21 protein-coding genes are annotated in these 23,833 nt (G+C 57.9%); 10 read left to right on the top strand and 11 right to left on the bottom strand.

The window, feature by feature from the left end:
• Nucleotides 1–325: 325 nt before the first annotated feature.
• The 9 genes from ASF29_RS22000 to ASF29_RS21960 form a co-directional block, all read right to left on the bottom strand.
• Nucleotides 326–835, bottom strand: a complete 510-nt coding sequence (locus tag ASF29_RS22000) for a hypothetical protein (RefSeq protein WP_062452814.1) — start codon at nucleotides 833–835, stop codon at nucleotides 326–328.
• A complete protein-coding gene (locus tag ASF29_RS21995) occupies nucleotides 832–1,419 on the bottom strand; it encodes a PAAR-like domain-containing protein (protein ID WP_062452813.1) in 588 nt (195 codons plus the stop codon). Before ASF29_RS21995 ends, ASF29_RS22000 begins: the two co-directional genes overlap by 4 nt.
• On the bottom strand, nucleotides 1,419–2,627 hold the full coding sequence (locus tag ASF29_RS21990) for a DUF2169 domain-containing protein (protein ID WP_062452812.1): 1,209 nt from the start codon (nucleotides 2,625–2,627) through the stop codon (nucleotides 1,419–1,421). The genes ASF29_RS21995 and ASF29_RS21990 overlap by 1 nt, the downstream gene beginning before the upstream one ends.
• A gap of 15 nt (nucleotides 2,628–2,642) precedes the next feature.
• A complete protein-coding gene (tssI, locus tag ASF29_RS21985) occupies nucleotides 2,643–4,907 on the bottom strand; it encodes a type VI secretion system tip protein TssI/VgrG (protein ID WP_062452811.1) in 2,265 nt (754 codons plus the stop codon).
• A gap of 519 nt (nucleotides 4,908–5,426) precedes the next feature.
• Nucleotides 5,427–6,578 (bottom strand): MalY/PatB family protein, encoded by a 1,152-nt coding sequence (locus ASF29_RS21980; protein WP_062452810.1) that lies wholly within the window; start codon nucleotides 6,576–6,578, stop codon nucleotides 5,427–5,429.
• A gap of 5 nt (nucleotides 6,579–6,583) precedes the next feature.
• Nucleotides 6,584–7,342, bottom strand: a complete 759-nt coding sequence (locus ASF29_RS21975) for an SDR family oxidoreductase (protein ID WP_062452809.1) — start codon at nucleotides 7,340–7,342, stop codon at nucleotides 6,584–6,586.
• Entirely contained in the window at nucleotides 7,342–8,268 is a 927-nt protein-coding gene (locus ASF29_RS21970; RefSeq protein WP_062452808.1) for a dihydrodipicolinate synthase family protein, read from the bottom strand. Before ASF29_RS21970 ends, ASF29_RS21975 begins: the two co-directional genes overlap by 1 nt.
• A gap of 11 nt (nucleotides 8,269–8,279) precedes the next feature.
• On the bottom strand, nucleotides 8,280–9,647 hold the full coding sequence (locus ASF29_RS21965; protein ID WP_062452807.1) for an amidohydrolase family protein: 1,368 nt from the start codon (nucleotides 9,645–9,647) through the stop codon (nucleotides 8,280–8,282).
• Nucleotides 9,644–10,306, bottom strand: a complete 663-nt coding sequence (locus ASF29_RS21960; RefSeq protein ID WP_062452806.1) for an aspartate/glutamate racemase family protein — start codon at nucleotides 10,304–10,306, stop codon at nucleotides 9,644–9,646. The genes ASF29_RS21965 and ASF29_RS21960 overlap by 4 nt, the downstream gene beginning before the upstream one ends.
• A 201-nt stretch (nucleotides 10,307–10,507) precedes the next feature.
• Between ASF29_RS21960 and ASF29_RS21955 the strand changes: the two genes are divergently transcribed.
• Nucleotides 10,508–11,200, top strand: coding sequence for a GntR family transcriptional regulator (locus tag ASF29_RS21955; protein ID WP_062452849.1), 693 nt, complete (start codon nucleotides 10,508–10,510; stop codon nucleotides 11,198–11,200).
• Between the two features lie 41 nt (nucleotides 11,201–11,241).
• On the opposite strand, the gene ASF29_RS21950 is transcribed toward ASF29_RS21955, so the two are convergent.
• Nucleotides 11,242–13,044, bottom strand: coding sequence for an ABC transporter ATP-binding protein (locus ASF29_RS21950; protein WP_062452805.1), 1,803 nt, complete (start codon nucleotides 13,042–13,044; stop codon nucleotides 11,242–11,244).
• Between the two features lie 178 nt (nucleotides 13,045–13,222).
• On the opposite strand from ASF29_RS21950, the gene ASF29_RS21945 reads away from it, so the two are divergent.
• The 7 genes from ASF29_RS21945 to ASF29_RS21915 all read left to right on the top strand — a co-directional run bounded on the left by ASF29_RS21945 (nucleotide 13,223) and on the right by ASF29_RS21915 (nucleotide 21,627).
• Nucleotides 13,223–14,080, top strand: a complete 858-nt coding sequence (locus ASF29_RS21945) for a rhodanese-like domain-containing protein (protein ID WP_162237928.1) — start codon at nucleotides 13,223–13,225, stop codon at nucleotides 14,078–14,080.
• A 241-nt stretch (nucleotides 14,081–14,321) separates the two neighbouring features.
• Nucleotides 14,322–15,887: an ABC transporter substrate-binding protein gene (locus ASF29_RS21940; RefSeq protein ID WP_062452803.1), complete on the top strand. Its 1,566-nt coding sequence runs from the start codon at nucleotides 14,322–14,324 to the stop codon at nucleotides 15,885–15,887.
• 68 nt (nucleotides 15,888–15,955) lie between these two features.
• Complete coding sequence (locus tag ASF29_RS21935; RefSeq protein ID WP_062452802.1) at nucleotides 15,956–16,966, top strand: ABC transporter permease; 1,011 nt, start codon at nucleotides 15,956–15,958, stop codon at nucleotides 16,964–16,966.
• A gap of 5 nt (nucleotides 16,967–16,971) precedes the next feature.
• Entirely contained in the window at nucleotides 16,972–17,811 is an 840-nt protein-coding gene (locus ASF29_RS21930; RefSeq protein WP_062452801.1) for an ABC transporter permease, read from the top strand.
• 8 nt (nucleotides 17,812–17,819) lie between these two features.
• Nucleotides 17,820–19,205: an ABC transporter substrate-binding protein gene (locus ASF29_RS21925; RefSeq protein WP_062452800.1), complete on the top strand. Its 1,386-nt coding sequence runs from the start codon at nucleotides 17,820–17,822 to the stop codon at nucleotides 19,203–19,205.
• A 17-nt stretch (nucleotides 19,206–19,222) separates the two neighbouring features.
• On the top strand, nucleotides 19,223–19,606 hold the full coding sequence (locus ASF29_RS21920) for a glyoxalase/bleomycin resistance/extradiol dioxygenase family protein (protein ID WP_062452799.1): 384 nt from the start codon (nucleotides 19,223–19,225) through the stop codon (nucleotides 19,604–19,606).
• A complete protein-coding gene (locus tag ASF29_RS21915) occupies nucleotides 19,603–21,627 on the top strand; it encodes an SUMF1/EgtB/PvdO family nonheme iron enzyme (RefSeq protein WP_062452798.1) in 2,025 nt (674 codons plus the stop codon). Before ASF29_RS21920 ends, ASF29_RS21915 begins: the two co-directional genes overlap by 4 nt.
• A gap of 13 nt (nucleotides 21,628–21,640) precedes the next feature.
• On the opposite strand, the gene ASF29_RS21910 is transcribed toward ASF29_RS21915, so the two are convergent.
• On the bottom strand, nucleotides 21,641–22,714 hold the full coding sequence (locus ASF29_RS21910) for an FAD-binding oxidoreductase (RefSeq protein WP_082453700.1): 1,074 nt from the start codon (nucleotides 22,712–22,714) through the stop codon (nucleotides 21,641–21,643).
• On the opposite strand from ASF29_RS21910, the gene ASF29_RS21905 reads away from it, so the two are divergent.
• Nucleotides 22,620–23,381 carry an alpha/beta hydrolase gene (locus ASF29_RS21905; RefSeq protein WP_062452796.1) on the top strand — a complete coding sequence of 254 codons (762 nt, stop codon included), beginning with the start codon at nucleotides 22,620–22,622 and terminating at the stop codon, nucleotides 23,379–23,381. The two genes, ASF29_RS21910 and ASF29_RS21905, sit on opposite strands and share 95 nt — an antisense overlap.
• Nucleotides 23,378–23,833 (top strand): PaaI family thioesterase, encoded by a 456-nt coding sequence (locus ASF29_RS21900; protein WP_062452795.1) that lies wholly within the window; start codon nucleotides 23,378–23,380, stop codon nucleotides 23,831–23,833. The genes ASF29_RS21905 and ASF29_RS21900 overlap by 4 nt, the downstream gene beginning before the upstream one ends.

Genomic DNA, 23,833 nt, shown 5'->3' with positions numbered 1-23,833 from the left:
CTCGATAAAATCCTCAAAGGATTCCGCGTAGGAGTGGTTTTCCAGCGCGTTGAGCTCCGTCGCTGCGATATAGGCGTCGGCCTGCAGGTTGGTTCCGTATTCGATTTGCTCCGCATTTGGACGGTTGCTACCCACCTCCCGGTTCAGGGCGGTCAGTTCCTCATCGATCTCGCGCAGTTCCTCTTTGCGGTCGTTGATCATTTGCTGCCGAAGCGCCTCGGCATCCTGTTGAGGTGCGCCCGATCCTACCACTACACGCCCGTCGGCATTGGCGGGCGTCCGGGAGACATGCGGCTGTCCGCCGTTGCGCTGATGGACGTCTTCATCACCCGCCATGTGGGTTCTCCTGCATCGCCAGGTAGGCAGCGCCCCAAGGAGCCGCGGCAATATTTGAATAGGTGGAGAACTCCCAGCCCACTGTCTTTCGCAAGGGCTTGATAATCACGAAACTATGGCGCGCCGCCTCTGGCATCTGTCGCCACTCGGGCGAGCCGAGCGCGACGCCCTCGTGGATGTCGAGATGGTATTCCTGTGTCATAAAGGCGTGGAAGATAATGTCATCGAAGCGTAGCGTTAGCTCATCGGCCGAGACTTGGGCGGCCCGCAGTCGCTTACCTGTGAACTGGCTTCCGATCACTCCGCTTGAAAGGGGAGCCTCGTCCTGCAGTACGACCGCGTCGCTCTCATCGACCAACGCCCATTGACATCCGTTGCAGATGAGTTTCGCCTCGCCGTCAGGGTATGCGAAAAGCAAATGAAATATGCTGCCGTAAATGTATTTTGAGGCAGAGATCGGAAGCCCGACTAGAGATTGAATGTCGTCCTGGAAACTCATTTGCCAAACTCATCGACGATAATCTGCTTGATTTCCTGATACCCGTAGTTCTGCTTCGTAATAATCTCATGCAGTTGTTCCAGCTGGTCGTCGGTCAAGCCGTACTGCTTCCCCAACGCCCTCACTTGTCGGTTCTGAGCTCGGTTGTTGCCCGGACTGCCACCACTGCTGACCAGAAGGATCGGTACCTTTTGCTCGCTCATGGTACGATGGGATTCCGTAGCTCCTGGCCCTGGCCTGTTGATCCAAGCGGGATCGGAATCGCGAACGACTGCCCAGCCTTCAGAAAAAACGGTTTTTGAACCTTTTTTGGCCAGCGCATGAGACTTGTAGCCGCTGACCTTGACCCCTTTTCCGATACCGGGTTCGTGCCCAGTCACGACCAGTGCGCGAGAATTCAATTGAAAATCCTGCTGGCCGTTATTGCGTACTGTCCGGGATGTGCGCACCGAAGACCCCAGTGACACCATAGACATGTATGGCACCGGTACCATCGAGGAACCCATCGGCGTCTTGCAGACATCCGGACCGGTACAATGCATGATGTTCGCGCCGTCTCGACGTGCCGAAATTGGAATTACCATCAGGCGGCCTTCTCTTCATCCCGGTCGGGATCAAGAAGCATAGGGTTGCATGCAACCTCATCGGGGTTCACCCGAACCGGGTTAATCCCGCGCAGATCATGCAAACTGCAACGCAGGAGTGCAAGTTCCTCAGTCGCAGTCATGTCGTAGGATGTACGCCAGATACAATAAATCCGCGGATCGTTTCGGTCCCGCTCGCTGATCTCTAGAAAAACGGTATCGAGAACCATTTTGAGCGGCAAAACGCTGTCGTCATCGCGCAGCGAGATCGCGACCAGTTGCTCGTCAGGCAAGCGAATGCTGAAGTTCGGATGGCCAAAAAAGAGGTTCTGTAATTCTATCCGAACAGAGCCTTCAAAATACCTGGTGCCCTGGCTGCCGATAGGCGCAGAATTATGAAATCGATAATCGTAGTCCGCCGCCCAGTTTGGCCACACATGCTCGATCCAGTGTTCGTCATAGGTCCCGCCCAAGGGACGCCGTGGCAACCATGCGGGCGGGACAGGACCGAGTCCCTCAACAGCATATTGTTCATAGGGGTCCGACAGGATTGCACCTCGGCTCAAGATTTGCGGCGCATTGACAGGCTGGGTATGATCGGTCAGTTCCCGATCGATCAGACCACTCCCAATCGGGTTGTGCTCGAAGGGCTCCATTATGGGATTACCGTCATTGTCGAGACCCTTATAAATCATGCCCCCAAAGGCATGCTCGTAGCGGATCGGTAAGCTTTCGATCGGGCTCGGGGAGGACAATGCCCAGCCTCGGAAAAGCGGTTTGAATTTTCGCCAATCCGACTTTTGCTCGTCACTTAGCGCCTTTAGCCAGAGCGGGGTCCATTCTCGCGGCCCGGAGACCATCAATTCATGATGGGCAAAAAGGCCAAGATCGTCAGATATTTTGATGGAAACGGGCCATTCGGTTGCGGGCTTTCCATCTGGAGCGTAGGCGGTTGCGTCCACGATAACCTCGCTGTGTGGCTTGTAAGGCACGAAGTCAGACGGATAGCGCACCGAAGACACATTTAGGTCATCGTGATATAAGTCAGTAAAGACGAACGGTTCCTGCTCGCTCGAAAACCGGCACTCGCCATCAGCGCCGATATCAAGAGCAGTTTTTGCCATAAACACACCAAATTCCTTACCCACCGCATTGCGGTTGGAGAACCGAAGGTTCGCAAACGGGGTATAGTTGATGATCTTGACCATTTTCACACAACCCGATCAGTTTAGATCTATGACTTTGCCGATCTGTTGGAACGAACCCTCAGCCTCGAAGTGAAACGTCACGCCCTTAATAATGATCGTGCCGTCCTTTTTCATCGTCATAGACGACTTACCGACTTCGATGACATATTCCTCTCCGACAGTCAGTTTCTTCGCCTTGCCCACATTTTCCAGCGACGTTTGCCCGACATTCGTAACCTTGCTGACACCGATCTGTTCGGCACGGGCAATGCCGACGCTGTCAGATTTGAAACTGCTGACGATGGTGTTCATGATGCCGGGGAGTGGGAAGAGACCGGAAGCATCGGTGCCGACACCCGTACCGGAACCAGCAAGTGCTGTGCCTGCATCTGCCCGCGGGCTAGGGCCTGATACTACACCCTCTCGCGACGACATGCCGCCAGCGCCGAGGAAGCCGAGGGCGGAAGAGGCGAGTGTCGTGGCGAAGGCTGCCACCCCCGGACCACCCCCGCCCGCGATCTGCGCTGCTTGACTGAGAAGACCTGCCGTTTGACCAGATAGTGCCTGAACACCCGCCATAGCCATCATCGCCATCGGCCCTGTTCCGCCAACAACAGTATTTACCGATCCGCCGATCTCGTGCTTCTGGTTGCCGGACACCTCAACGGCACGGTTGCCTCCAACTGACGCGACCTCATGGCGGTCGATGCGTTTGGTACGGTCGTTCAGCACCCGGGTCGTCTGGTCCTTCTGCGCGTGAAAGAACTGGTTTTCCTTGCCCGCCTCATCCTCAAAGGTGATTTCGTTGAAGCCATCGCCCTTGTGGGTATTGGAACGCAGGACCATGCGGGTCTTGTTGGCAGGGAGGTCGTAAGGCACCGAATTTTTCGGGTTGTTGACGACACCTGTGACCAGTGGCCGATCAGGATCGCCGTCCACGAAAGCGACCATCACCTCCATACCGATGCGAGGAATGACTTGCGCACCCCATGTTCCGCCACCCCATGCCTGACTGACCCGTACCCAGCACGTGTCCGTCCCATCCTTCTTCGCCTTGCGGTCCCACGGGAACCACAGCTTGATGCGGCCGTATTGATCCGGGTGGATTTCCTCGCCCTCGGGACCCGCCACAATGGCGACCTGCGTGCCTTCTATCCTCGGGCGTTTGGTCGTACGATGCGGGGTAAGCGGTACGCGGGCGGGAATGGCCTCGAAGGCGTTGCGGTATTCCGGTTCGTTGCTGTTGGTTTCATAAGAGCGATCCACGATGGTGTGGCTGGCCCGGATAATCACATGCTCTTCGTATTCGTGCTCGGGGTGAGCTTCCTCATATGGGGTAAAACGGCGACCTGCTTCCAGAACACGCGAGGTCGATGCGCCGAAGACGCGGTCGTGATCGGCTTCGGTGGATTGGGTTCTGAGTTTCTGCGCACGTTCCGCTTCGGCCACGGTCTTGATGCGGGAGGGGAATTCGTAGAGCTCGCGCTTTGTGGCGTCCGGCATCTGCACCAGAGACGGCGTCATTGTACCCGGCACCATGGAGGGCGTTTCGAAATTCCAGTCGGCACCTGCGCGCTGACCCGGCACATAGGAGAAACGACGGGCCCAGTCGTTGATGTGGTTACGGTCCGAAGAGCCCTGCGCAAGTCGCACCTTGCTTTCGCCCTGTGCTGAAGAGGATGGCCCGAGCCATCCGTTGGCAGTATCGGCGACATGCAGCTTGTGAGAGCCATCTTCGTGGCTGAACCAGTAAAAAAGACCGTCCTCCTCGAAGCGACGCAAGAGGTAGTCGAGGTCCCGCTCGTTGAATTGGACGCTGTAGTGTTGTGCAGGTGGCGGAGAGATGATGCCGGATGTATCGGGGGCTGGGATGCCGTGTTCAGAAAACAGTGTTTCGGCAATCTCAATCGATGTCTTGTCCATCCAGATGCGGCAATCGGAGCGGCGCGACAGCAGCCACATCTGTGGACGGATCGTCATGGCGTAGGATCGCAGGCCGCGGGTGATCGGTGGCCCCTCATGCAGGTCTGTCACGAGACCGTTGAACGGCCGGCGGATGCCGCCACCTTCGCCATCACCCTGACTCACTTCGACCGAGACATCTACCAGACGCCCGATCAGTTCCTCTGGCTTCACCGCTTCCTTCTTTGCGCGGACATTCAGCTGTATCTCAAACAGCTGAGAAACGCCTTCGCTGATCTCCATCCGCTCCGGTAGTAATTGGTTTTCGCCCAAGGACGACTTGACCTTCAAAACACGGCTGGCCTGGATGAAGTCGGCGGACGATGGCTGGTCGGTCATGGGGAACCCCGGTGATCGGATAGAGTAAAATATCAATCAGCTGTCAAAATCTGGACGGAATGCAATCAATCATTGTGGCAAAACCAAGGAGGTGTTGCCGTTTGTACAATCAGTCAGGCGGAAAATCGTTCCTTAGTTCCAAACACGACGTAATCTGCCAGCTAATTTTACAAAAGACGATATGAAGACAAGATGGTGGTCTCTGCCTGAACGAGCTGGTCTCCCCGATGGAGTGTTGAAACGGATTGATACCCACATCAAACTGATGTCGCCGATCCTCGGCACGTGCGCGGATTAGCAATTGGTGTTTTTGCGTAACTCGTTAGCAGTTTCATAGCCCACCAATGCCGATAGGGTCGCTGGTTCGAATCCGTTCAAGAGCATATACGAAATGCCTAATTATTTTGCCAGCTTACAGCTGTGCCTTTGGACGTAGCATCGTCTTCTGTGGCCTGAGCAGCCGATGTCCGACTTCCGTCCTGTTCATCGCGGCGTCATCTCTCTGCTGGATATTCAGGGTCATTTCTCAAGAACTGCCGATGCCCGCGACATCCTGTTGATAGCCTCTTCAAGTAGCGCACGGGGGCAGCCGAAGTTGACTCGCAGGTGATCGGAGAACTCTGCGCCGAATTCGGAGCCAGCACTGAAGCCGACTTTGCCGTGTTTCAGGAAAAAGCTTTGTGGATCGGTCGGGAGGTTGAGCGCCGAGCAGTCTAGCCAAGCCAAAAAAGTCGCTTCCGCTTCTATCATCCGTATCTGTGGAAAGCGTGTGGCGATCTCTTGCGAGAGGAAATCGCGGTTGGAGTGGATATATGCCAACATCTCCGTTTTCCAGACATCCGCATGACGATAGGCTGCCAACGTGGCTTCGAGGCCGAGTATGTTGACGCTGTCGACCATGCCCAAGCGATACTGCACGTATTTTTCGCGCATCTCTCTGTTTTGAACAATGGCAAAGGCAGTCTTCAAGCCAGCGATATTATAGGTCTTTGCCGCTGACATCAGCGTGATCGTCCGGCTTGCGGCATCAGATGAAAGGGAAGCGATGGGGACATGCTTTTTGCCGTCAAACAGCAGATCGCAATGAATTTCGTCGGAGATGATCAGCGTGTCATTGCTTTCGCAAAGCCTGGCAATTGCTTTGACCTCATCACGCGTGAAGGCTTTGCCCGTTGGGTTCTGCGGATCGCAAAACAAGAAGGCTTTAGACTGCTTAAGCTTGGCGGAAAAATCATCCAGATCGATCTTGTAGCCACCATCGGTGGCGACCAGCGGCGCGTCAATGCGCTTCATGTCCCAATGGCCGGGGGCATTGAGGATCGGGCGATACACCGGTGTTTGCACCAGCACACCATCGCCCGGCGAAAGCATGGCTTTTAACGCCATATTGAAGCCGGGCTCGACCCCCGGCAGGAAGACGATGTCTTCAGGCGTGATCGTCCAGTCATATTTGGTTTGCAGATCCGCTACGATGCAGTCGCGCAACTCGTCACGCGCGACACCATAACCGAGACAAGGATGTTCCAGACGGGATTTAATGGCATCGACAATTTCTGGGGCAGATGGAAAATCCATGTCAGCCACCCACATGGGTAGGATATCCGGTCCGTATTTGCTCCATTTGGAGCTCCCCGTGCCGCGACGCTCCACAACCTTGTCGAAGTCAACCATCAGTCTCAGACCCCCTTGATCATGCCGCCGTCCACCCGGATGGCGGAACCCGTTACATAGCTTGCCTGCGCGCTGGCAAGGAAGACCGCGACTGCAGCGAACTCTTCCGGCTTGCCGTAACGTCCCGCCGGGATTTCGGCGCGAGAGGCTTCCTGCACGGCCTCAACCGTCTTGGCTGTCTTTTCCGCCTTGCCCGCATCGAGTTCACGCACGCGGTCGGTATCGATCCGGCCGGGCAGGATCATGTTGACGGTGATGCCGTGGCGAGCAACTTCGCCAGCCAGCGTCTTCGACCAGCCGGACACCGCAGCACGAATGCCGTTGGAAAGTGCCAGATTGGGAATGGGCTGCACGACGCCGGAGGAGCCGATGGTGATGATACGGCCCCATTTGCGCGCAACCATGCCTTCCAGCATGGCGTCGGTCACGGTGAAGATGGATGTTGCCATGCTATCGAAAGCGCTGGCCCAGCTTTCTTTCGATTGGCCGGCAGCCGGTCCGGCTTTTGGGCCACCGGAATTGTTGACCAGAATATCGACGCCACCCGCCGCTGTGACGGTTGCGATCATCGCAGCGACGGATGTCGCGTCCGAAAGATCGACTGTGAGTGGCGTGATGTTGTCGGTCTTTTCCATGGTAGCCACGTTGCGTGCGGCAGCGAAGACCTTGACGCTTTCAGCGGCCAGCCCTTTGGCGATGGCCGCGCCTAAGCCGCGGCTTGCGCCCAGAACGAGGGCGGTTTTGCCGGAAATCAGAAAATCCATTATTTCAATGCCTCGAGTTTGCGGGTCTGGCGCTCAATCAGTCGTTCGACCTCAGTGATGGCCTGTGCGTTGAGAGATGCGCCCGGACGACGCTGGGCCGCGCTGGAGATCGCGCCACGCTTGGCCAGCACATATTTGCGGATGGCAAGGCCCAGGCCCGGCTGTTGCTCATAGCGCATCAGCGGCAGATAGGCGTCGAACAGATCCTGTGCAGCATCGTAGCGGCCTTCGTTGCTCAGGCGGCAGACCTCCACCATCATTTCGGGATAGGCAAAGCCGGTCATTGCGCCATCGGCTCCACGCTGCATTTCTTCCGGCAGGAACACACCGGCATTGCCGCAGAGGATCGAGGTCCTGCGGCGACCCTTGGCTTCGGCATTGCGCAGATCGGTGATCTTTTGCAGTCCCGGCCAGTCCTCGTGCTTGAGCATGACGATGCTGGGATGCGCTTCGAAGATGGTGCCGAGCGTTTTCGAAGAAATCTGCACGCCTGTAACCAGCGGGAAATCCTGCAAGACGACCGGAACGTCCGTGCCTACGGTCTCGACGACATTGCGGTAATAGCCGATGATCTGCTCGTCTGTGCGCAGGCTGGATGGCGGCGCGACCATGACACCGGCGGCGCCCAAGTCCATGACCGCCTTCGTCAATTCGCCAATGGCCGCCAGACCCGGTGCTGAAACGCCGACGACCACGGGCTTGTCGCCCGAACGCGCCAGCGTCTGGCGGGTGATGGCGATGGACTCAGCCTGCGTTAGCTTCGGTGCTTCGCCCATCATGCCAAGGATCGTCAGGCCGTCTGCGCCCTTGTTGTAATAAAAATCCACCATGCTATCGACGCTGGCCACATCGATTGCGCCGTCATCCGTGAAGGCGGTGCAGGCAATGACGAAAACGCCCGAGGTCTCGTTGTTGATCAGTGGCATATCGGTCTCCTTTAAGCTTCAAACCAGCTGGATGTGCCGCGAGAGACATATTGTCCGTCACCGGCGGCATTGACGATGTTGGCACCATCCCAGGCGAGCTTGCCGCCGACATAGGTGCGCACCACGCGAACTGCAAATTCGCGTCCGTCGAAGGGGCTCCAGTAGAGTTCGTCGTGGGCCTTTGACGAGTCCCAGATCTGCGGTTCGGCCTTCAGAATGGCGATGTCAGCATCGGACCCAACACGCAGCGCGCCTTTTTCTGGCCAGAGGCCGAAGAATTTGGCAGGCCGTTCGCAGAGTTGCTCGACCGTCATCATTGTCGCATCGTAGCCGCGCATTTCTGCGCCGGTGTAGAAAGCGGGCAGTAGAGTTTCGAGACCCGGCACACCAGCACCCGCCTCGAAGATGGACGGCGTGAGTTTGTTGTCGACCGGCCAGCTGGAATGGTCCGAGCTGACGAAGGCGACGCGGCCATCCGCCACGTCTTCCCACAGCGCCTCGATCTGGCCGGGGCGGATGGGTGGGTTGACCTTCATTTTCGTGCCAAGCTCTGGCCCGTCGATTTCCGGGTCGAGCCACAGGTAATGCACACACAGTTCGCCCGTGGCGCGGTAGCCGTCCAGCAGGTAGTTTTCCACGATGTCGAAGCCGCGTGTCGTCGTCAGGTGGACGATATGCGCGTGCGCGCCCGCAGCTGCACCCAGTTCCAGAAACTGTGCCGTCGCGGCCATTTCCGCCGCCGGTGGCCTGCTTTCGGAATGTGCCTCAATGCCATCGCGACCGGCAGCCTTGGCTGCTGCGATATGCGCGCGCACGATTTCCTGATCTTCATTGTGCACGCCAAGCGGAATGTCCGTATCGGCAAGGGCTGCGAAGATTTCCAGCGTCTGGTTAGAGGAGATACGCGGAAAGCGCGTGGGGCTGCTTTCAAAGGTTGAAATCTTGAATGCGGCCACGCCCCCGGCAATCAACCCCTCGATTTCTTCGGTAGACTGGTCGGGCGTCACGGTGGCGTAAAGTGCGACGTTGGAATGCGAGTGCTTATTGATTGCCGCAATCTTGGCATTCAGTCTTGCGACCGAATTCAGCGGATCGGGATTGTCATAGGGCATATCCACGATGGTGGTGATGCCGCCAGCCACTGCCGAGCGGGTCGTCGATGCGATGCCGGGCAGGCCACCATAGCTGCAAGCATGGGTCTGGCCATCTATGACGCCCGGAATGATCAGGCCGTCGCCAGCGTCGAAGCGCTCGGCTGCGTCTGGAAGATCACCGCTGCCGATGGCGGCGATCTTTCCCCCTTTGATGGCAATCCAGCCATTCTCTAGAGGCCCATCCGGCAGAACCACGGTGCCGGTTATCACGATATCATAGCTCATGATGCATGCCTTCCATATTGCAGGTCCAGTGTTGTACATGCCAGCGCCACACCCGCCTGAACCGGATCGATGACGGGAAGCCCGAGTGTTTCTTCGAGCGCGCGGCGGTACCCGCCAAGACCCGCACAGCCCAGAATGATCACGTCGGCACCATCCTCATCCCGCAGCACTTTTGCCGTGCGTGAAACGATTTCTACGACGTCTCCTGCCATCAACTCCACCACGGTCTTGTCGATGGAGCGATCTCCGGCAAGGCGACCGTCGAAGCCGAGATGTTTCAGATAGCGCAGATGCCGGTCAATCGAGGATTGGCCGAGCGAGATGATGCCGAAGCGCTCGCCAAGGCCAAGGGCTGCAAGATAGGCCGCCTCGGCAATACCGACCACGGGTTTCGTCGTCGCTTTTCTGACCGTTGCAATGCCGGGGTCCGAGAAACAGGCGAGCACGAAGGCATCGGCTGAGGCCTCGTTTACAGCTTCGACAATATTGGGAATGACCTGACCGACATGGGCATCCGTCTCGATACCAGGCGGGGATTTGGCGAGTTCCGTACACCGGATGCTGTGGCGGGTGGCATCGCGGACGAGACCGAGGCAGGCCTCCATGGAGCGGGTGACAGAGACGGAACTGTTGGGATTAATGACCAGAATTTCTGACAAGACGATACCTGCGGCGTGGACGGATGCGAGGATTGTATCTGTTAAATATATTACGTAGTATATCAGCGCGTCGTCGGTTGTCAAAGTTCTGTTGGTGATCTGCCCATGCCGCAATCGGTGCATAGCAATGCCCGGATGACTGACCTATGTTGACGCTGCTGGCATGAACGTGTGGCGTAGACGGAAAACTGGAGATTGGCTTTGAACAAAGCGGATGTGTCGGGGGAGAAGCGCAGCAAGTCTCTGACCGAGAAGGCTTACGCCATTTTGCGGGAGCGCATCATCACCGGAGAACTGGCGCCGGGCATGGATGTGTCCGAACCGGAGCTTGCCGAGCAGCTTTCTGTCAGCAAGACGCCGGTGCGCGAAGCGCTGGCACGGCTTTGCGTCGAGGGTTTCATGGAAGCCTATCCGCGCCGGGGTTACCGCGTCACACCCGTGACCGTTAAAGACATGAACGACCTTTTCGCCATTCGTGGCATGCTGGAAGGGACGGCGGCGGCGCTTGCGGCCAAGAACCTTTCCAATGAAGACCTCGATGCGCTCGATCAGCTGGCCGATGTCAGCTACGTGATCGGCGAGGAGATCAGCACGAAAACCTTCGTGGATTCCAATCAGGAGTTCCATTCCGCCATTGCCCGCGGTTCGCGCAATCCTCGCCTCTATGCGCTGGTGATGAGCCATCTTGAGGAATGTGCGCGGCTTTTCTACATGGGCGCGCGCGTTCGTGACATCAATCCGGAAACCAATGTCGATCACCACCGGATCGTGGCGGCCTTGCGCAAACGGGATTCCGATCTGGCGCGAGAGGTTATCGTGGAGCACAACGAGAATACCCGCAGCGGCATTCTCGGTGCATTGATCGCGACCGGGCAGGGCGGATTGACGCTCTAAGTCTCCGCTCTTACTCAAATCCTGGAGCATGCGCTGACCTCTCAGGCAACCTTGACCAGATGGCCGGGCGCTGGCTCTGCATAGCGCGCCGCCACCGGCACGTAATCTACCGGACGCACAGCGCTGCCGATCTCCCCGCCCTCTGCCACTTTCCGTAAATGGCGTCGTGCTGGATCGGCAATCGGAACGGCGCTGAGCAGTCTTTTTGTGTAGGCGTGCTGCGGATTGCCGAAGATCTGCGCACGGGTGCCGATCTCGACGATCTCGCCCAGATACATGACTGCGACCCGATGGCTGACGCGCTCTACCACCGCCATATCGTGGCTGATAAAGAGGTAGGCGATTTTCAACTGCTCCTGCAGTTCCATCATCAGGTTGACGACCTGTGCTTTGATCGAGACATCGAGCGCGGAGACGGCTTCATCGGCCACGATGAGGCCGGGATTAAGCGTCAGTGCGCGCGCGATGCTGATGCGCTGGCGCTGGCCGCCCGAAAATTCGTGCGGGAAACGCTTTGCCATATCGGCCTGCAAGCCCACGCGGACCAGCAGGTCCGTGGCTCTATCGCGAGCGTCTTTGGTCGTTGCCAAACCATGCGAAACCAGCGGCTCCATGATGGCTTCCCCCACGCGCATGCGCGGGTTGAGACTGGAGAAGGGATCCTGAAAGATCATCTGCATATGCTGGCGTTGCTTCGAAAGCGCGGCGGGCGTGAGAGACCGAACATCCTGTCCATTGATGCGGATGGAGCCGCTGACCGGTTCGATCAGACGCAGCACAGAGCGCCCCGTGGTTGACTTGCCGCAGCCGGATTCGCCGACGAGCGCCAGTGTTTCACCCTCATGCAGATCAAACGAGATATTCTCGACAGCATGAACGCGCCCGCTGACACGCCCGAAGACACCGGATTTGATATCGAACCGTGTGATAAGATTGCGCACTTCCAGAATCGGAGGCTTGTTTGCCGGTATCGTTCCCGCGATCTCGCGCTCAGCTGAGGAAACGCCGGTATCCGTATCGGTCAGCGGAAATGTGGCCGGATAGTCGTGGCCTGCCATCGAACCCAGTTTTGGCACGGCAGAGAGAAGCGCCTTGGTATAGACATTGGCGGGTTGGGCGAAAATCTGTTCGGTCCTGCCGGTTTCGAGTGCTCGGGAGCGGAACATGACCACGGTCCGGTCCGCAATCTCGGCCACAACACCCATGTCATGGGTGATGAAGAGCACGGCCATGTTCTCCTCATCCTGCAAGGATTTGATCAGTTGCAGGATTTCGGCCTGTACGGTGACGTCGAGCGCCGTTGTCGGCTCGTCGGCGATCAAGAGCTTCGGACGGCAGGCGAGCGCCATTGCAATCATGATGCGCTGAAGCATGCCGCCGGAAAGCTGGTGCGGATATTCGTCGAAACGGCTGGACGCCGCAGGTATGCGCACCCGCTCGAGGAGCCTCACCGTCTCCGCCCGCGCCTCTGTTTTGGAAATGCCGCGATGCCGGATGATCGATTCGGCAATCTGGCGGCCTATGGAGAGGACCGGGTTGAGTGACGTCATTGGTTCTTGGAAAATCATGGCGATGTCATTGCCGCGAATGTCCTGCATCTGCCGCTCGGGCAGCGACAGCAGGTCGGTTTCGCCAAGCCTGACGGTGCCGGTCACACGCGATGTGCGTTCCGGCAGCAGCCGCATGATCGACATGGCAGTGACGCTTTTGCCGGAACCGGATTCGCCGACGATCGCCACCGTTTCTCCGGCATCGATGCTGAAACTCACATCGTTGACCACGGAGTTCCAGATGCCATTGCGGCGAAATGCGGTTGTCAGATTTTCGACCGAAAGAACTGTCAAATTTCGATACTCCGGCTCTTGAGAACCACATTGCAGCCTGCGGACAGGTGAATGTCAATAAAAATATCTCGTAGAATATTACGTGAGATATTTATTGCTTGTCATCATTTCCCAGATGGATGATTTTACCATGGTAAGAGAGGAACACCTCTTTCAGCCCGTATATCCGGAGATCACCATGACTGACACGACGCGCATCTCGGTTCTTTTGACGCCAGCTCAGTTGCAAGACATGTTGTCCGCCGGAGCGGATGTCACGGTCATCGCCGTGCATTCCATCAATCCTTATACGGGCCAGAACTCGTTCAACGGGCGGCGGATCAAAGGCGCGATAGATACGCAAGCCTATACTGATTTTCAGTCCCCTGCGAGCGTCGAAGGCGGGCAGAGACCCCTGCCAGATATTGCAGAGCTTCAGGCCAAGGCACGCAGCTGGGGTTTGTGGCCTGACACTACTGTTGTCATCTATGATGCTGACCGCAGCATGACGGCGGCGCGTGCGTGGTGGGTTTTGCGTTGGGCAGGCCTGCCCGATGTGCGGGTGCTGGATGGTGGTTTTCCTGCATGGATCGCTGCGGATATGCCGGTGACGGAGGAGATCACGAAGCCGGTGCCGAGCGATATCGTTCTGTCGCCGGGACATATGGCCGAGCTTGGGGCTGACGATGCGCTGAAGCTGGCGACCGATGGCGTTCTTCTCGATGCGCGTATCAGGCCCAACTATATCGGTGGGAAAGCCGCCCCCGGCCAGCCGCCCCGTGGGCATATTCCCCATGCCTTGAGCGCTCCAGCGCCTGACAATGTCACCGACTACGGAAATTTTACCGATGGCGATACCCTGCGCGAAATGTATCGGGTGCTGGGTGCCGATGGCAGGAAGCCTGTTGGGGTCTATTGCGGGGCGGGAATGTCGGCGGCGCATACGGTTCTGGCGCTTGCCTCAATTGGCATTGATGCGGCCATGTATCCCGGGTCTTGGTCCGCATGGGTCTGTGATCCAACACGTCCTGTCGTCACCGGTGCCGATCCTGCCTGAGCATATCTGACGCTCAGATTTTGCTCAAATTCCTCTGCAGGCAATATAATATTCCCTCTTTTGCACAATGAATAAGCAATATTAGCTATTTGTTCAAATTGCTTGCAGATCACCTTTACAGTCTAAAAAGCGATGATATATTTCGTGGAATATCACAGGCGCGAGCCGCGATTATACTGATAGCATGAAGCCGAGCAGAGGCTGCCCAATGCCTCGATCAGACCGCGAAAGGGTCGTGCCCATGAAACTCTTTAAAGGACTAGCCGCCGCAGCCTTTTTGGCTGTTCCGCTGTTTGCAGGCGCGGCCAACGCGCAGAGTGATGACCAGTTGAAAACACTTGTCATCGCCGTTCCATCCGATCCCGTCAGCCTGGAGCCCGGCACCAACAAGGCCGAGCCTATTGGCAGCGAGATCATTCTCAATGTTTTCGATACGCTGGTTGCCTGGACCGCGCCAGACTTCAAGGAGCTGGAAGGCCGATTGGCGTCCAGCTGGACCGTGTCTGCCGATGGCAAGGAGTTCGACTTCAAGATCCGCGAAGGCGTCAAGTTTCAGGACGGTACGCCCTTCGATGCGGCTGCGGTGAAATTCTCGCTGGAGCGCACCAAGGCCACCAATTCCTACGTCAAGGCGACCTTCGGTCTGATCAAGGACATCGCGGTCGTCTCGCCCACGGAAGTCAAGATCAGCCTCACCGAACCATATCCGGCCTTCCTCTCCATTCTGGCGCAGCCACAGTCGGCCATCGTCAGCCCTGCTGCCGTCGAGAAGTTCGGTGACAAATTTGCTGCCAACCCGGTCGGCACCGGCCCATTCGCTTTTAAGAGCGCGCAGGCCGATACCAATGTGGTTCTGGAAGCCAACCCCGATTATTTCCGTGGCGCGCCAAAGCTTTCACGCATCATCTACCGCGTCATCCCGGAAGCTTCGACCCGTCGTCTCGAGCTTGAAAGCGGTGGCGTCGATATCGTGCAGCAGCAGGGCCAGCTTTCCGCCATTGCAGCTGAAGACATCGCGTCACTCAAGTCCAATGCCGATGTGAAGATACTCGAGGCGCCCAGCCAGATCATTCGCCAGCTGGAATTCAACAACAGCAAGAAAGACGGCCCGTTTGCGGATATCCGCGTGCGTCAGGCCGTGGCCCACGCCATTGATTATGATGGCCTGCTTGAAGGTGTCTTCGGCGGAACTGCCGAACGCGTCTATGGTCCGTTGACCACCAACAGCTGGGCGTTCGATCCGAAGATCAAGGATCTCGCGCCGAACTACGATCCTGAAACATCGAAGAAGCTGCTTGCGGAAGCCAAAGTCGATCCCTCCACGATCCAGTTGAAGCTCTACAGCTTCCAGGGTCCGCTCTGGGCAGCCGTTGCCACTTACGTGCAGGCCAATCTGGCCGATATCGGCATCACCGCCACCATCGAGCAGACCGAGTTTCCGGCCTACCGTGCGCTTCAGACCGCTGGCCAGTTCGATGCAGCACTTGACGGTCGCCAGCCCTGGTACAACGATCCGGATGCGCATATCACCATCGGCTATCTGTCGTCGCTTGCCAACTCGGCCATGACGTTCCGTATGCCGGAAGACAAGGCGCTGGACGATCTGATCCTGAAAGCCCAACAGACCGTGGATGTGCTGGCCCGCACGGCGCTGTATCATCAGGTGCAGGAAGAAATCGTCAAGCGCGTTCCCGGCGTCTATCTCTTCAGCCCCAAGCTGATCGTCTTCCAGCGCGCCAATGTCGAAGGTCTCGTCGTCAACAGCGCGCCGCCACTCAATGAATATTGGGGCGTTTCCAAGAAGTAAGGCCGCCAGGCCGATCTGCAGCGGGAAATCGGTGCAGATCATTTTTCGATGATGTGAGTAGGCAGGGAATGGCCAGTTTTATTCTACGCCGGTTGATCGCCTTGATACCTGTCATGTGTATCGTGCTGGTCATCGTGTTTTCGCTGGTGCGGTTCATTCCCGGCGATCCGGCAGTGACTTTGCTCGGCCCCGGTGCGACGCAGGAGCAGATTGATGCGCTGCGAGCGCAGCTGGATCTGGATCAGGCGTTTCCCGTTCAGTTTTTCAACTATGTAACGGGGCTGTTGCAGGGCGATTTCGGCGTATCCTTGAAAACTGGACAACCGGTGGCGCATGAAATTCTCACACGCCTGCCTGCCACGATAGAGCTTTCGGTTCTGGCCGTCATCGTTGCCATCATCATCGGCATTCCTATCGGCGTTTTATCCGCCACGCGTCCGAACTCGACATTCGACCACATCACCCGCGTTGTCTCGCTGGTGGGTGTGTCTATGCCCGCCTTTCTTCTGGCGCTGATCCTGCAATTGGTGTTCGCTACCTATCTCGGCTGGCTGCCGGTCTCGGGCCGCATGAGTTCCTTCATCATTGCTGAACCGGTGACGGGATTTGCCATTTTGGATGGCATTATCACCGGCAATTGGGCTGCTGCTTGGAGCGCTCTGCAACACCTCATCCTGCCCACCGCCGTGCTGGCTGCCTTTCTCGGAGCGACGCTTGGGCGCTTCGTGCGCAACACTATGCTGGAAGTGATGGGCGAGGATTTCATTCGCACGGCCAAAGCCAAGGGCTTGCGCCGTGCCGATGTCATTCTGGGCCATGGATTGCGCAATTCTTTGTTGCCAGCCATCACTGTCGTCGGTCTGAAATTTGCGGAAATGCTGGGTGGCGCGATCCTGACCGAAACGATTTTCGCATGGCCGGGTATCGGACGATATATGTTCGAGGCGATCAAGAACCGCGATTATCCCGTCATTCAGGGCACGACGCTGGTGTTTGCGCTGCTGTTCGTCTTCACCTCCATCGTGGTGGATGTTCTCTACGGCGTTCTGGACCCGCGCGTCCGCAAAAAGATGAAGTGAGCCGGATGTCAGAGTTTTTCAACTTCCTGCGCAAAAATACGCTGGCTCTGGCGGGCAGCATCATCCTGCTGCTGCTCGTCTGCGTCATCGTCTTCGGGCCGATGATTTCGCCCTATTCGCCAACCAAGCTGGATGTGCTGCACAAGCTGGCCGCACCGAGTTTCGAGCATTGGCTTGGCACGGATGCCTTCGGGCGCGATATCTTTACCCGCATCATGTATGGCGGTCGCGCTACGCTGGCGATTGGCGTGGGTGTCGTGGCCATCGCCTTTGTCGTCGGCGTTACTATCGGCATGCTGGCGGGTTTTCTCGGTGGCTGGTTCGATAGTATCGTCATGCGCATCGTGGATGCCATTCTGGCGTTTCCAGCGCTCGTGCTGGCCATTGCGCTGGCCGCTGCCTTCGGCCCGAGCCTTGAAAATGCGATGCTGGCCGTTGCCATAACGCTTGCCCCGCAATTTGCCCGTGTCGCCCGCAGCCAGGCGCTCAGCATTTCCGTCAAGCCCTATGTCGAGGCAGCGATTTCACTTGGACTACCGACACCGCGCATTCTCTTCCGCTATGTTTTCGTCAACGGGCTCGGGCCGCTGCTGGTGCAATCCACGCTGGCGCTGGGCAGTGCCATCCTGCAAACAGCAAGCCTCGGCTTCCTAGGGCTTGGTGCGCAGCCGCCCATGGCGGAGTGGGGTGCTGATGTGTCCGCCAACCTGCAATTCGTGCGCAGTGCCGCTTGGGTGGCGCTCGCCCCCGGCATGGCGATCCTGCTTGCGGTGCTCTCCTTTAATCTGATCGGCGATTCCCTTGCCGATTGGTTCAATCCGCGCCGCCGCAACGAACTCGACTGAGGCCAGCCATGTCTACTTTGACCATAGCCCTCGAAAAAGTCGACTTCCTGCCGCCGACGCGGGTGACTGATGACACCAGCGTTCTGACGCTGAAAAATCTGGTGTTCGAACCATTGCTGAAGTGGAATGATGGTCAGGTTCAGCCAGCTCTGTTTTCCCATTGGACGCACAGCCCCGATGGACGAGAATGGCGCTTCGTCATTCGCAAAGGCGCTGTTTTCCATGACGGCAAGCCCTGTGTCGCTTCCGATATCATCGACTTCATCGACGGCATTCTGGAGGCTGTGGATACGTTCGGCATGAAATGGTCCTATGCCCGTTATCTTGCCGATGCCGAGATCATGACGGAGGGGGACGGAGCAATCGTGGTGCGCAATCCGCACCCCATCGCCGATATTCTCGATATCTTTTCGGAGTTTTACATTTGCCGCTTCGCGCCTGATGGTACTCCCGTTCTGGGAACAGGGCCGTTCCGCGTTCTGAATTTCGAATCCAAGGTCCGTGCCGAACTGGAGCGGGTCTCTGTTAGCACGGAGCCGAAGCGCATCATTGCGCTTTGCGAACCGTCCGCCGACGAACGCTATGCTCTGCTGAAATCCGGCGCCGTCGATGCCGCGCTCAATCTCGAGCGTGTTGAGGGCAAGCTTGAGTTTGATGATGCCTTTCAGTGGGGCAGGGCCGTCAACACGCTCTCAGTCATGTATTACCTCAATTGCAGCGAAGGCATCTTCCGCTCACCGCAGGCGCGGCTTGCTGCCAATCACGCAGTGGATACGGCGGCCATATGCCACGAGATATTCGGCGATCTGGCCGTACCGTCCTCCAGTATCGTCAGCCCTTTTCATCTGGGCATGAAGACCGCCGGGCTTTCACCCATCGCTTACGATCCTGACCGCGCACGTGCCTTGCTGGCCGAGGTAGATGGCGACCGCAGGATCAAGTTGCGCACGCCCACCTTCATGCCGGAGCGTGCACCGGAGATCAGCCGGTTCGTGGCCGAGGCACTTGAGGCTGTTGGCTTCGAGGTGGAGATCGAGATTGAAACCGACCGGCCGGAATATGCCCGCCAGATCGGCCGCAAGGAGATGAAGGATTTAGCGATATTCGATTCCTCACCGCACAGCACATACCGCATTCTCAACGACAAGATATCGAGCGTCGCGAGAGCCGTCTGGTGGCAGGGTTATGAAGATCCTGAAGCCGAACGGCTGATCGCAGCGGCCAATGCGGCAGTGGAGCCGGATGCGCGTGAGCGTGCCTATGCCGCCTGCCTGACCTATCTCAACGCCAACCCGCCCTGGCTTTATCTGGTGCATCCGGTCGATGTTTTCGCGGCGCGCAATGACATCGCCGGGCTTTCGATCGATCACAAGGGTACGCTGACGATCGCCTGAACACGAGGATACACAGAATGAAAAAAGACTATTCGATCACCTTCTTCTATTACGACGATATCCATGCCGTCGTGCCGTTTTACGAGGAGGTGCTGGGCTTCGAATTGGTGCTCGATCAGAAAATGGCCCGTATCTACCGCATTGCTGAAAACTGCTACTTCGGCATTGTCGATGGCAATCGCGGTCATCTGAAACATCAGGAAAAGAGCGCCGTGCTGCTGACCATCGTGTCTCAGGATGTCGAAGGCTGGCACAAGCGGTTGAAGGAAGCAGGCGTTGCCGGTCAGTCGGAGATGCTGCGCGGAACCTTCTGCGAGCATTTCTTCTTTGAAGATCCCGCCGGTTATGCCATCGAGATCCAGAGATTTCATAACCCAGATGTGGCAAGCCTCTTTCAATGAACAATGACGATATAGACGCGGTGGACAGCCTGATTTCGCAGGCAAAAGAGTTCGGTGCCGCGCAGCTTTTTGCCCTGCCGGATGCATCGATCGTTGATCTGGCGACCGGCTATATTCCGCTGCTCGTCAATTTCACATTCGAGGACAAGGCGGCCAAGGGGCTGCGCAGGCTGACCGATCAGGCGGAGCCGGAACCCGCCGTCTATTTCTCGGCGCTTGAAATGGTGCGCGATCATCCAACCGTCGTGCTGACCGGAGAGACCGGCAGCGGCAAAACCACGTTTGCGAAGCATCTGGCGTTCTCACTCGCGCAAGGTGGCTTTGCGCCGCGCGCCATTCCGCGCAACGATCTCTGTGCAGTGCATGATGAGCACTGGACGCTGGAGGGTGTTGTGCCGCTCTATCTCACTGTCGAGCCCTCAAAAACTTTCGAGGAACTGCTCGCATCTTCCAACGATGTCTCGTTCCATGCGGACCGTGGGCTTTTACTGATACTGGACGGCATAGAGGCGGCCGGCGACGCAGGGCGTCAACTGCTGGCAGATGCGCTGGCGTGCCAAAGCCGCCATCCGGCTGTGAAGCTGCTCGCACTCGGAGAGGTTTCTGTCGTCAAGGGTTGGGCGCTTCCCGCGGGCTATGTGCGGTACGATCTGCTGCCGCTTCTGAAAAGCCAACGTCGGGAAACGGCTGCGCGACTGGCTGGCCTTGATCTCGGCGCGACTGGGGTTGCTCTTGGCAATGCCGCTGCCAATCCAGCGCAATTCCTCATGGCCATGCATGGCGGCGATGCGGGCGATAGCGCCGAGGCGATCACCGACAGCTGGCTCGCAAAGATTTCCGGTGATGCCCAGACAAGCGAACTCTTTTGCGGTCTGGCCTTTGATGCGCTGACAGCCGAGGTGGATGACCCCACCATCATGCCCATTACCCGCGTGCGGCAATTGCTGGCAGCGGTGCATCTCATATCCAAACCCGCTGATCTGGCCGTTGAGCATTTTCGCAAGAATCCGGGCCTTTGGGCACCGGTCATGACCAGCCTCGCCGCGCGCCTTTCCGGCACCACTGCGGCCAGCGCCTTGGTTGAAGCACTGATAGATGGCGAAGGTGACGCGGTTCTGCGGGGCGCGTTGCTGGCGGCGGATATGGTGACGGCGGCAGGACCGCTGCGTGACCGCATTGCTGAACATTTGCTGGCAATCGTCAGCGACGGAGCGCTTTCCGCGCCGGAACGTGAGATGGCGGGCCGCAGGCTTTCGCTCTGGGGCGATCCGCGCGACCTTGATGCATTGGCAGATGTTGCAGGTGGGGAATTCACTTTCGGCTCTGACAGCCATCCCAATTCTGCACCGCCACATCCAGTCACCGTCGACGCCTTTCGTATCGGCGTCTATCCGGTGACGAACGGAGCCTATGGCGCGTTTGTACGCGACACGAACCGGCTGTGGCGCAGCCCGGACGGGTTTTCGGATGACCGACGCAATGCTCCTGCGACCGACCTCACATGGCACGATACACGGGCCTTTTGTGACTGGTTGACGCATCGCTGGCGTGCGCAGGGGCGTATTTCCGAAGACGAATTCGTGCGACTACCCATGGAGCCCGAATGGGAGCGTGCCGCGCGTGGCGGCCAGCGGGATATGGGGGCGGATGTTCTCAGCTATCCCTGGGGACATACGTGGATGGACGACGCGGCAAATTCGGAAGAGGCTGGGTTCAACACCACCTGCACGGTTGGTCTGTTTCCGAAGGGACGTTCTCCCTATGGCTGCTACGATATGGTCGGTCAGGTATGGGAGTGGTGCACCACGCTGTGGGGCGATGACATGGCCACGCCCGACTTCAAATACCCCTATTCAAACGATGGACGAGAAGCGCTGGATGCCGCACCATCCATCCGGCGCGTGCTACGCGGCGGCTGTTTTTCGAGCGGCGAACTGAAAGCCTGCTGCACCTATCGAGGAAGCCTCGAACCGGATGGCTTCTGGCGCGGCAACGGGTTCCGCATCGTGGTTTCGCGGTAGTGTTGTTTCATTTTCAAAGGTGGTCTGGCGGTTCAGCTTCAAAGTGTCCGGCAAGAGATACTTCACTTGCTTCATCGAACTCTGCTGCCAGTTTTTGGCTTTTCCTGATTGGTGATCGAAAGCGACTAATCGAGTAAGGTGAAAGATCGATAGAAACGGTATCACCGCATATCTGAAGCGCAAGGCATTCTCCAACCGCTGGGGCAATCTTGAATCCGCCGCCGCTGCCGCCGAATGCGTGATAGAGGCCGGGGGTCGCTTCGCTGGCGCTTATGACCGGCAGCATATCGGGCAGATATCCCTCGACACCGGACCACACTCTGATGATGTCCGCGTTCCGCAATCCCGGCATGTGCCGAGATACCGCGCGCATTCCATTGAGCGTCTTCTGCGGAGGGACGAATGTGTGCTGTCCATCTTCATTCGAAAGGGTGCGCGGATATCCGGCGAAAATGAAATTGCCACGCGGAATCTGCCGTAGGATGAGATCGCCTTCGATGGCGTAGACTGAAGGTCTCAGCACATAGGGCATCGGCTCGGTGACGAATTGCGGTGGGCCTGCGGAAAACAGCGGTGTTGTTTCGCCGAAATGCTGGCTGATCGATCCCGCCCAGCCTCCCGCCGCATTTACAAGCACAGGCGCTTTCATTTGCGGTCGATTGGCGGTCCGGATTGCGAACAGCCCGTTTTGATGGTCCATCTCCACCACCTCGGTCTGCTCGAAAACATCACCTCCCGCCCGCACCATTGCGCGTGTCACGGCAGGTGTGCTGATACGCGGATTGGCGACGGCACATCTTGGTGAATAAGATGCCAGCAATCCGCTCCCTGTCAGCCAGGGCATACGGTGGCGAATGTCGGCTGGGCGCGAGGCACTGCTTCCTGTTCCAGCATCATACCCCGTTCGCCCGCAACATTCGCCAGTTCCTTGAGGCGATCTAACGGGCGTCACGGCAGCCTTCAACGTAATCACTAAATAAGGAGCATTTCCGATGTCTACATTCTCTACATTGTTTGCATCAGGCGCTATTGCGCTCGGCTTTGCTGCAACAATCTCTGCCGCCCGTGCCGAGCCGATCCGCAACATCGTGCTCGTTCATGGGGCCTTCGCCGACGGCTCTGGCTGGCAGCCAGTCTATGAACGGCTTGTCCGGAAGGGCTACAAGGTCGCTATCGTCCAGGAACCGGAGACAACTCTTGAGGAAGATGTCGCGGCGACGCTGCGCGTAATCGATCAGCAGGATGGCGCGGTCGTTCTCGTCGGTCATAGTTGGGGCGGTCAGGTTATCACAGACGCCGGCGCCGACCCGAAGGTCAAGGCGCTTGTCTATCTCGCTGGCCTGATGCCGGATGTCGGCGAGAGCACCGAGACGCTGGAAACCATGCCGCAGTTTCCGGCGCCCAACAACGATGTGAAGCGCACCGACGACGGCTTTTTCTACATGGACCCGGCCAAGTATCACGAGAACTTCGCGGCAGACTCTCCCAAGGCGCTCGCGGACTTCATGGCGGCCTCACAGGTCCTGCTTTCTGAAAAGGCCTTCAAGACGCCTGCCAAGGCGGCACCCTGGAAGACCAAGCCCACCTATGCGGTCGTGCCGGGCGCAGACAAGACGATCAACGTCGATCTCCAGCGGTGGATGTACAAGCGGGCCAAGGCCGAGGTAACCGAAGTGCCTGGTTCCAGCCACACCGTCTTCCTTTCGCACCCCGACATCGTCGTATCCGTGATCGAGAAGGCGGCCAGCAAATGAGTATGCTTGCCGATCTGCCGCCCGGATTGAGCGGGATCGAACAGCTTCGCACGCTGCTTGCTTCGGGGCGACAGCCGCCGATCCATGAAACTCTCGATATCGCCCTCGTCTCGGTCGAAGACGGTATCGTCGCGGTCGAGGCAAGGCCGGGCGATCGTCACCTCAATCCTGCCGGAGTCGTCCAGGGTGGTTATGTCGCCACGGTGCTGGATACCGCCTGCGGCTGCGCCGTCCACAGCGCTTTGCGACCGGGCGTCGTCTACTCCACCCTGGAATTGAAGGTCGCCTATCACCGGCCCGTCACTTCACGCACCGGTCTCGTCCGGGCCGAAGGTCGTCTCCTGTCTCTTGGCAAGCGTGCTGCCTTCTCGGAAGCCAAGCTGACCGACAGTGACGGCAAGCTTCTGGCTTCTGCCACATCCACACTCATCCTCATGCCTTTGGAGATATGA

Origin of the sequence: Rhizobium sp. Leaf262, assembly GCF_001422245.1 — a bacterium.
Classification (GTDB): Bacteria; Pseudomonadota; Alphaproteobacteria; order Rhizobiales; family Rhizobiaceae; genus Agrobacterium.
This window is presented reverse-complemented; position numbering and strand designations above follow the sequence as displayed.

Coding starts and splice junctions, on each gene's coding strand:
- ASF29_RS22000 (WP_062452814.1), bottom strand. CDS start 835: ATGAGTTTCCAGGACGACATTCAATCTCTAGTCGGGCTTCCGATCTCT.
- ASF29_RS21995 (WP_062452813.1), bottom strand. CDS start 1,419: ATGGTAATTCCAATTTCGGCACGTCGAGACGGCGCGAACATCATGCAT.
- ASF29_RS21990 (WP_062452812.1), bottom strand. CDS start 2,627: ATGGTCAAGATCATCAACTATACCCCGTTTGCGAACCTTCGGTTCTCC.
- tssI (WP_062452811.1), bottom strand. CDS start 4,907: ATGACCGACCAGCCATCGTCCGCCGACTTCATCCAGGCCAGCCGTGTT.
- ASF29_RS21980 (WP_062452810.1), bottom strand. CDS start 6,578: ATGGTTGACTTCGACAAGGTTGTGGAGCGTCGCGGCACGGGGAGCTCC.
- ASF29_RS21975 (WP_062452809.1), bottom strand. CDS start 7,342: ATGGATTTTCTGATTTCCGGCAAAACCGCCCTCGTTCTGGGCGCAAGC.
- ASF29_RS21970 (WP_062452808.1), bottom strand. CDS start 8,268: ATGCCACTGATCAACAACGAGACCTCGGGCGTTTTCGTCATTGCCTGC.
- ASF29_RS21965 (WP_062452807.1), bottom strand. CDS start 9,647: ATGAGCTATGATATCGTGATAACCGGCACCGTGGTTCTGCCGGATGGG.
- ASF29_RS21945 (WP_162237928.1), top strand. CDS start 13,223: ATGACTGACACGACGCGCATCTCGGTTCTTTTGACGCCAGCTCAGTTG.
- ASF29_RS21940 (WP_062452803.1), top strand. CDS start 14,322: ATGAAACTCTTTAAAGGACTAGCCGCCGCAGCCTTTTTGGCTGTTCCG.
- ASF29_RS21935 (WP_062452802.1), top strand. CDS start 15,956: ATGGCCAGTTTTATTCTACGCCGGTTGATCGCCTTGATACCTGTCATG.
- ASF29_RS21930 (WP_062452801.1), top strand. CDS start 16,972: ATGTCAGAGTTTTTCAACTTCCTGCGCAAAAATACGCTGGCTCTGGCG.
- ASF29_RS21925 (WP_062452800.1), top strand. CDS start 17,820: ATGTCTACTTTGACCATAGCCCTCGAAAAAGTCGACTTCCTGCCGCCG.
- ASF29_RS21920 (WP_062452799.1), top strand. CDS start 19,223: ATGAAAAAAGACTATTCGATCACCTTCTTCTATTACGACGATATCCAT.
- ASF29_RS21915 (WP_062452798.1), top strand. CDS start 19,603: ATGAACAATGACGATATAGACGCGGTGGACAGCCTGATTTCGCAGGCA.
- ASF29_RS21905 (WP_062452796.1), top strand. CDS start 22,620: ATGTCTACATTCTCTACATTGTTTGCATCAGGCGCTATTGCGCTCGGC.
- ASF29_RS21910 (WP_082453700.1), bottom strand. CDS start 22,714: ATGTTGCGGATCGGCTCGGCACGGGCGGCAGAGATTGTTGCAGCAAAG.
- ASF29_RS21900 (WP_062452795.1), top strand. CDS start 23,378: ATGAGTATGCTTGCCGATCTGCCGCCCGGATTGAGCGGGATCGAACAG.